8 protein-coding genes are annotated in these 8,136 nt (G+C 64.6%); 6 read left to right on the forward strand and 2 right to left on the reverse strand.

Going from position 1 to position 8,136, the window contains the following annotated elements; genetic code table 11:
- Positions 1–52: 52 nt before the first annotated feature.
- The 3 genes from AC5RWX_RS27635 to AC5RWX_RS27645 all read left to right on the forward strand — a co-directional run bounded on the left by AC5RWX_RS27635 (position 53) and on the right by AC5RWX_RS27645 (position 3,006).
- Positions 53–1,270, forward strand: a complete 1,218-nt coding sequence (locus tag AC5RWX_RS27635) for an MFS transporter (RefSeq protein WP_494099453.1) — start codon at positions 53–55, stop codon at positions 1,268–1,270.
- A 20-nt stretch (positions 1,271–1,290) separates the two neighbouring features.
- The gene (locus tag AC5RWX_RS27640) at positions 1,291–1,992 is read left to right on the forward strand and encodes an esterase/lipase family protein (protein ID WP_494099454.1); all 702 of its coding nucleotides are present in this window, start codon (positions 1,291–1,293) and stop codon (positions 1,990–1,992) included.
- A gap of 96 nt (positions 1,993–2,088) precedes the next feature.
- The gene (locus tag AC5RWX_RS27645; RefSeq protein ID WP_494099455.1) at positions 2,089–3,006 is read left to right on the forward strand and encodes an LssY C-terminal domain-containing protein; all 918 of its coding nucleotides are present in this window, start codon (positions 2,089–2,091) and stop codon (positions 3,004–3,006) included.
- Between the two features lie 508 nt (positions 3,007–3,514).
- Here the strand turns inward: AC5RWX_RS27645 and AC5RWX_RS27650 are convergent.
- Positions 3,515–4,936 (reverse strand): hypothetical protein, encoded by a 1,422-nt coding sequence (locus AC5RWX_RS27650; protein ID WP_494099456.1) that lies wholly within the window; start codon positions 4,934–4,936, stop codon positions 3,515–3,517.
- 104 nt (positions 4,937–5,040) lie between these two features.
- On the reverse strand, positions 5,041–5,514 hold the full coding sequence (locus AC5RWX_RS27655; protein WP_494099457.1) for a hypothetical protein: 474 nt from the start codon (positions 5,512–5,514) through the stop codon (positions 5,041–5,043).
- Positions 5,515–5,762: 248 nt separating this feature from the next.
- Here AC5RWX_RS27655 and AC5RWX_RS27660 point away from each other — a divergent pair, with 248 nt between their 5' ends.
- From AC5RWX_RS27660 to AC5RWX_RS27670, 3 genes are all read left to right on the forward strand, one after another.
- Positions 5,763–6,563 (forward strand): carbon-nitrogen hydrolase family protein, encoded by an 801-nt coding sequence (locus tag AC5RWX_RS27660; protein WP_494099458.1) that lies wholly within the window; start codon positions 5,763–5,765, stop codon positions 6,561–6,563.
- 106 nt (positions 6,564–6,669) lie between these two features.
- Positions 6,670–7,488: a gamma-glutamyl-gamma-aminobutyrate hydrolase family protein gene (locus AC5RWX_RS27665; RefSeq protein ID WP_494099459.1), complete on the forward strand. Its 819-nt coding sequence runs from the start codon at positions 6,670–6,672 to the stop codon at positions 7,486–7,488.
- A gap of 297 nt (positions 7,489–7,785) precedes the next feature.
- The coding region (locus AC5RWX_RS27670; RefSeq protein ID WP_494099460.1) for a glutamate-cysteine ligase family protein at positions 7,786–8,136 on the forward strand (351 nt) is incomplete at its 3' end.

Raw genomic sequence — 8,136 nt, forward strand, 5'->3', positions numbered from 1 at the left:
CTTAAAGTTTGCTTTTCATTTCCCCGCCGCAGGCCGCCCTAGGATAAATCTGATGACTTTCCCGGACCACTCCCAGCCTTTCAGCCTGCGCGCCATCGCGGTGGCCGCCTTCGGCCCCACACTGCTGTACGGAATCGGCACGGGAGCCATCCTTCCGGTAGTAGCCCTCAGCGCCCGCGACCTTGGCGCCTCCGTTGCACTCGCGGCGTTGATCGTCACGCTGATCGGATTGGGCTCGTGGTTTTTCAACCTGCCCGCATCGCTGGTGACCCTCAAGTTCGGCGAGCGCTGGGCCATCGTGGGTGCCGCCGTCGCGGCCGGGCTGGCGCTCGCCGCAGCCGCGTTGTCCTCCCTGGTCCCCAACGGACTGTGGCTGTTAGCGGTGGCGATGGCCGTCGTCGGAATGTCCGGTGCGGTGTTCGGACTGGCGCGGCAGAAGTACCTCACCGAGGCTGTTCCCGTGGCGTTCAGGGCTCGGGCGCTGTCCACGCTGGGCGGTGTGAACCGGATTGGCGTGTTCATTGGCCCGTTCCTGGGCGCGGCCGTGATGCAGTTTTCCGGCATCGGCGGAGCGTACTGGGTGGGCGTGGTGGCGATGGCTGCCGCCGCGCTGCTGTCCCTCACCATCCCGGACCTCGAGTTGGCAGATACGCACGACGGCGGGAGTACCGGCCCGGAGCCCACCCTCCGCAGTGTGGCGGTTTCCCACGCCGGCGTCTTCCTGAGCGTGGGCGTCGGGATCCTGCTGCTCAGCGCACTGCGCTCGTCCCGTCAGGTGGTTATCCCGCTATGGGCCGACCACCTGGGCATGGACGCCACGTCGGCCTCCCTGATTTACGGGCTTTCCGGGGCCATCGACATGCTGGTGTTTTATCCGGCCGGCAAGCTCATGGACCGGAAGGGCCGCCAGTTTGTTGCCGTCCCATCCACCCTACTGATGGGCGTGGCGCTGCTGCTGATTCCGCTCACGGGATCCTTTGTGGGGCTGCTGCTGGCGGCGCTGCTGATCGGGTTCGGCAACGGGATCAGTTCCGGGCTGGTGATGACGCTGGGCGCGGACTTCTCTCCAGACCGGGGGAGGGGCCAGTTCCTGGGGCTTTGGCGGTTCATGGCCGACGCCGGGTCCACCGGCGGGCCTGTCCTCCTCTCTGCGGTGACGGCCCTGGCATCCCTGGGCGCCGGGATCTCAGCCACGGGCGTACTGGGGTTCGCGGCGGCGGCCGTGTTCGCCGCCGTGATTCCCCGGCTCAAGCACCGGCGGAACTACTGACGGGGCGCTATCCTCAACAGATGAGTGCAACGGGTACGCCCACGCGAATCAGCGCGCTGCAAAAAGGCGTGTGGTGGCTGGAGGACTATTTATATGCCGGCGTCTGGCAGGTCCGAAGCATGCTCTCCCGCGTGCAGCCCGGCTCCTTCCACCAGGGACACCGGGCACCCGTGGTGATCATCCCCGGCGTGTATGAAAACTGGCAGTTTATGCTGCCCCTCATCCAATGCATCCACGACGCCGGCCATCCCGTTCACGTCGTGACCGTGCTGCAGCGGAACAGCCTGGACGTCCCCGCTGCCGCCAGGCTCGTGGCCCAGCACCTGGAGGAGGCGGGCCTGCGGGACACCGCCATTGTGGCGCACAGCAAAGGCGGGCTCATCGGAAAGTACGCGATGCTGAACCTGGATCCGGAGCACCGGATTGAGCGGATGATCGCTGTGTGCACTCCGTTTTCCGGGTCGCGTTACGCCAAGTTCATGCTGCTGCCCAGCCTGCGGATCTTCTCCCCACATAACGCCCTGACCCTCCAGCTGGCCCGCGAGGAAACCATCAACAGCCGCATCACCTCCATTTACGGGCCGTTCGATCCGCACATTCCCGAGGGCAGTGTCCTGCCGGGTGCCACCAACATCGAGCTGCCCACGGCCGGGCATTTCCGGATCCTTGGGCATTCTGAAACGTCGCGGGTCATCGTGGAGCAATTGAACCTTCCGGCGTGAACCGGGTTTCCTTCGATCCTGCTGACGGTGGGCTGCAGGCTTCCGGCCGCACCTTCTAGGCTGGTCATTGGATTTGCGACCGAAAGGAGAAGCACTGTGACGTCCACTGGCGACGCTGGCCGGAAGCGGGCCATTCCGGAAGAGCCGGACCACTCGCGTCCCAGCAGCGCGGTGGAGCGCCGGCAAAGCAGGTGGGCCACCGTCCTCGCTGTCCTGCAGCGGCTGCTGTACCTGGTGGTGACCATTGCCGTGGGCTGGGCTGTTTATTACTTCCTGCTCGCCCGGCTTTCGCGCGGGCCGGAGCAGGCGTGGGTGTTCCTGCCCGTCTGGCTGATCCTGGCCTACGCGCTGCTGCCGCGCATCCACAAGATCCTCAGCAGCCTGTACATTCCGGACTACTTTATCGGGCGGACCAGGACGGGCGACGGCGTACTGGGTGATCCCGTGAACCTCGCCGTAGTGGGACCCGAGGAGGAGTTGCGCCAGGCGATGCGGACGGCGGGTTGGGTGGAAGCTGATCCCATTACCCCGGCCACCGCCTGGCGGACCCTGACCTCGACTCTCCTGGGGCGCAGCTACCCGCAAGCCCCAGTCAGCTCGCTTTACGTGTTTGGCAACAAGCAGGACCTTGCCTTCCAGCGGGAAATCGACGGGAATCCGCGTAAGCGCCACCACGTCCGGTTCTGGAAGTGCCCGGCCGGCTGGATGCTGCCCGGCGGCCTGGCCGTGGACTGGGTAGGGGCAGGGACCTACGACCGAAGCGTCGGGCTTTCCCTGTTCACTTTCCAGATCACGCATAAGATCGCCGACCGCACGGACGAGGAACGCGACTTCATCATAGAGACCCTCCGCTCGGCGAGCGCCGTTGAGTCCGTGCACGTGATCCTCCACTACTCCAGCGGCTACCACCACCGCAACGGTGGCGGCGACGCCATCCGCACCGACGGGCACCTCCCGATCATCGACCTGCACCCGCCGGACCGGCTCCGCCGAGCCGGTTCCCCGGCCTCCTAGGCAGTCGCTTGCAGGAGGGGCCTTGTGGACTCCGGGAACGCGGGGCAAATCAACCCTCGCTGGGGCCTCCGGGGCTGGTGGCTGTGCCCAGGATGTGCGCGACAGGAGGGGCCAAGGGACCGGCCGAGAAGCCGAACCGCCGGCCATCAGCTGCCAGGCCGGGGTGAGCAAGTCTTCGGCTGCGGCCAGTAGGCGGTTGTGGGAACGGACGTGCTCGTAAAAGGTCATCAGGTTCGATGGCCAGGACCTGGGTGACCGTTTCCGGGTAGAGCGCGAAGGCCGAGCCGTTACCGGCGCCGATTTCGATGACGGTCCCGCCCAGGCCTGCAAGGATTGGCTCGCCGGTGTTCCGTGCCGCCGCGGCGGTTCATCTCCTCCACTGCCCGCACGTAGGCCCGGGCGAAGCGGGGGTGCTGCAGGTCCGGCGGCCCGGTCTCACCGGCGGGCCGTTGCTCCTGCCTGCTGGCGCCTGTCATACAGTCCTTCTATCCCCCTGGTTTTAGCGATCCTAGTCTGCGTTCCTAGTCTGCGTTGAAGGGGTGCTGGTGTCCGTGGCGAGGGTGCTGCTGCTGGCCGTCAGGACGCAGCCTGAAGCTTTCCCGGCGATTTCGAGGTCGGGGAAAGAGACGAGGCCTGATGCTGCCGCCCTCGTGAGCGTGCCCTTGATGCTGCAGTTGGCCTGAAGCATGACCTGAGCAGAGCTATCCACCGGGTTGCCGAAGGCGTCCAGAACGTGGACGGTCACCGGCGGCGTGATGGGTGTGTTCTTGAGGATGGTGGTGGGAAGGGCATCAAACTTGAGTCGGCCCGGTGCTGCGGCGGTGATGGTCGCGGTGACCGGTGCGGGAGCCGCCAGCCCCGGAGAAGCTGCAGTGATGGTTGCGGTTCCGGCCCTGGTGTCCCCGTAAAAGAACGACGCCGACGAGGACCCGGCTGGGATGGTCACAGTCGAGACCTTTGCACCGTTTGCCGTGGCAGCAAAAATGCTGGCTCCGGCGGAGCTGGTGGCGAGCGAGAAGCTGGACGTTCCGGCAGTAACGGCATTGCCATAAGGATCCTGGCGTTGAAGGGTCACCGGGCCAAGGGTTGCGGCACTTGAGGCCGGGCCCGTAAGAGCTGCACCGCTGGTGGCTATCAGCTTGGTGGCTGCGGCCGGGACCACCGTGAAGCTGCTGCTGACAGCGCCGGCGTAACCAGGGCTGGAAGCGATCAGCGTGTAGCCCGCGCCGGCCTTATCGATTGATAGAGCGCTGAACGTCGCTGGATCAAAGAGGCCCGTTGTGTCAGCTGTTATGCCACTCAGGGTTCCACCCCCAGCATTGTTGGCAATGGTGATAGTCACCGGTACTCCGGGCAAGGGTGTGCCAGCCAAGGTTGCCCGCACCTTGAGGGTGAACGGTGAGCCTGCAGTGACCGTTGACGGCGGCTGCAGGGTGAAGGAGAGGTCGCGCAAGTTGGTTACCCTCACCTCGCCGCTCGCCAGGCCGGCGGCTGTCCAGGAACGGTGGACGGCCGTTACCTGGTAACGGTGTGTGCCTTCCGGGACAGACGAGTCTGTGCAGGTGATGCCTGCAATGGGCGTTGTCAGGCTGGAGCCGCAAGCGGCCACGGCTGTGGAACCGGTAATCCGGGTGACGTAGTAGCCCGTCGGGACCACCGCGCCGGCGGACCCTGTCCAGCTGACGGCAACACTTGAGTTGCTGCTTGCCGGGACCGAAACGTTGGTGGGCGGAAGCAGCGTGGCGACTGACGCCGTCGTACTTCCGGATCCGGACGCCCGCCAGTGCGCTGAAGCGGGAGCAGCGGCTGCGAAAGCCACAAAAAGAAGGACCATAACGGCGCCCACTCCGCCCCGCAGCACCCAGTTAGGGCAAACCAGCTCCCGCCGAAGCCGGGGGGTGGCTTCGGGGGAGCTGGAGTTGGTGGACATGGGGGCCTTCCGGAAAATGGGGCTTGCTAGCGGTCAGGCGGACTGCATCACCATCGGGCCACGAAGCTGATGGACTGCTTCAGGAAGGCGAATCCTTGCCCTCTTCAGCTGGCCTCAAAATGCAGAGGGACTGAAGCGTTCTGGCAACCGTCCTGATTGACTGTGGGACGGTTAATCATCTGGAGCTTCACGGTGCCGGTCACACTCTGACCCGGATTGATCTCTTTGGGGTCAAAGGAGGGAGCGCTCAAGGCGAAATCTTCATAGGAACAGCCTTTGCCCGAAATCCACGGCGTGCCATTGGTGTCCGCGACGCTTACTTTAATGCTCCTGAGCTCTTGGACGCCGCTGCCCGGATTGGTCACCGTGAAGGTGGCAACCTGCTCGGGGCCGCCAGGGGAGAGGGGGCCACCGGCAATCGTGCTGGTGACAACGAAGTCGGCGGATTTCCCGGCCGTGGCAGTGGTGTCGTGAGTGCCCGCCGCCGTCCAGTATGCGAAAGCTGCACCGCCGCCGATGGCCACCAGTGCGACGGTGGTGCCGATGATGCGCTTCTTACGTCCAGCAACCTTGCTCATGTCATACCCCTAAAAACTATTGCGGCAACCGCAGGGACCTTGTGAGCCTGTGCGGCTCCGATAGGAATAGCTTCGTGGAAGTGGCTCAAGTTACTCGCGGGTAATTCGTCAAGGTTTTGTCAAGTGTTCCTCGACGTTTGCGCAGGTCAGTCGGTAGATCACCCGTGAACGTACCGCCGGGGCTATTCGCGCAGACCCGGGTGTGCGAACCTGTGTGAGGGGCCATTTCACGGTGGCAGGAGGCCGAAGTGAGGATTGCGTCCGGGCAGTTTGGCGCCGGCAGGGAACCGCAGCGGAACCTGGTGCAGATGCAACAGCTGATGGAAACTGCCGCGCTGAATAACGCCGACCTGCTGGTACTTCCTGAGTCCAGCCTGTATGCCAGCGCCGAACCCTCAACTGTCCTCGCGGAAGTGGCGGAGCCCTTGGATGGTCCGTTCATCAACGGGATTGCAGCGCTCGCAAGAGGGCTCCACCTTCCAGTTGTTGTAGGAACCACAGAGGCAAACCCCAACGGCCGGCCCTTCAACACCTTGGTGGCTCTTGACTCGGAGGGCGCAGTTCAGGGCACGTACCGCAAGGTGCATCTTTACGATGCCTTTGGCTACCGCGAAAGCGACGGGATCAGCCAGGCCACCATCGTCGAGCCCTTCCTGCTCCCCTTCGGGCAGCTGCGCCTGGGCATGCTGACCTGCTACGACCTCAGGTTTCCGGAAAGCGCCCGCTACCTGGTGGATGCCGGGGCGAACGTCCTGCTGCTGCCGGCCATGTGGATCGTCGGCCCGGGTAAAGAAGACCACTTCAACACCCTGGTGCGCGCCCGTGCCATTGAGAACACCAGCTACGTGGTGACGGCCAATCAGTGCGGGCCGCTGGCTACGGCATACTCGATCGTGGTTGATCCCTTCGGGGTGGTGATCGCCAACGCCGGCGAGGCACCCGGAGTCATCTTTGCCGAGCTCGAACCAGAACGGATCGCGGCGGTCAGGACCCGGGTGCCGTCTCTGCGCAACCGCCGCTTCACCGTGGTACCCCGGGACCTTGAGTAAGCCCGGAGGTGTGATCTTCTTGACACCTGCATTTGACCTGTACGAAACATTCAGTGCCTTCCGCGGCCATAAAATGGAGGCAGAGATATTTTCCGGAAGGACCACTGTGCAGACCACCGACGCCGCGATGAAACCCATCATCGGACTCACCACGTACCTGGAGCAGGCCGGGACTGATGGTTGCGGCACGGTCAGGGCGGCATTCCTGCCCGAGACGTACCTGAGCCCCATCATCGCTGCAGGCGGTGTACCCATCCTGCTGCCTCCCCAGCCCGTCATGGCAGGCATGATCGAACTGCTTGTGGGCAGGCTCGACGGCCTGGTGGTTCCGGGCGGCTGGGACGTGGACCCGTCCCTCTATGGCCAGGAAGCCCACCCCGAGACCGATGCCCCCCGGCGGGAGCGTGATGTTTGGGAGCAGGCCCTGATCCGGGAGGCAATCCGCCAGGACGTTCCGCTGCTGTGCATCTGCCGCGGCGAGCAGTTGCTGAACGTCACGCTTGGCGGCAGCCTCCACCAGCACCTGCCCGACGTCATCGGCAACGGCCAGTACCAGCCCGGCGGCTTTAACTTCCACAGGATTCCGGTGGAGATCAAGCCGGGCTCCCGGCTTGAGCAGCTGATCGGCGCGCACCCCGGACCAGTGCCGGTCTCCCACCACCAGGCGGTGGACAAGCTCGGCGAGGGCCTTGTTGCCGCAGCTTGGAGCGAGGACCAGGTGGTGGAAGCCATCGAATACCCCGCGAACACCTTCACCATGGGCATCCAGTGGCACCCGGAGGAGCTGCCCGAGGACTTCGGCCTTTTCCGTGGTTTCGTCGAAGCAGCCCGCGGGAAGTTCTTGTCGCGCCTCCTGCCTGCCACGCCGACGTCGTCGGTCACTACGGAGATCAATGCCAGCCTCGCCGCACCGCCGCTCGTCTGAGCAGAAAACAGGCCGGCAGGGCGCGAAAAGATCCTGAATACCCCCCACGAGCCGCCCCCGGGACAGCCGCGAAATGCGCCGTGTTCCGTGGCGTTTTCATGCGTCCTGCCTTGCGGACAGGAAATAAGCATGCTTAGTATGCTTGGAACAATGAAGTTAAGCCAACGCTTCACGGTTCTATCCAGGAACAGTAATGGCTGGTTTCCGAAACGTTTTTCCTCCTGCCCACGGACGAGTCCCACGTGAGGGAGATGCCTGCCCAGAGGGGCAGCGGTGATGCGCCGACTCAGCAGTGAAATGAAGCAGGAACAGATCGAGGCCTGTACCCTGCCAAGGATCAGCCCGGACGAGCTGGCGCAGGATTTCGCGGCCCGGCGGGTGAGTGCGCATTCCACCGCCCGGGCAGCGGGCGCACGCTCCGTCGCCCTGGCCACGTCGCCTTTCCCGGTGATTTCCACCGCCGCACCCTTCGAGAGTATCGAGCGGATGATGCAAAAGTTTGGCGTGACCGCGGCTGAGCAGCCGACGTGCGGCTGCCACGCCCACATCAAGGAGATGCTCCGCTCGGGAGTTCCCATGGACCGGGCGCAGATCTACCTCGACGCCAGGCTCAGCCACCACCACCCCGCGGAAATCCCGGTGGCGGAC

The organism is Arthrobacter sp. SPT-J7 (assembly GCF_059089965.1).

Coding starts and splice junctions, on each gene's coding strand:
- AC5RWX_RS27640 (WP_494099454.1), top strand. CDS start 1,291: ATGAGTGCAACGGGTACGCCCACGCGAATCAGCGCGCTGCAAAAAGGC.
- AC5RWX_RS27650 (WP_494099456.1), bottom strand. CDS start 4,936: ATGTCCACCAACTCCAGCTCCCCCGAAGCCACCCCCCGGCTTCGGCGG.
- AC5RWX_RS27635 (WP_494099453.1), top strand. CDS start 53: ATGACTTTCCCGGACCACTCCCAGCCTTTCAGCCTGCGCGCCATCGCG.
- AC5RWX_RS27655 (WP_494099457.1), bottom strand. CDS start 5,514: ATGAGCAAGGTTGCTGGACGTAAGAAGCGCATCATCGGCACCACCGTC.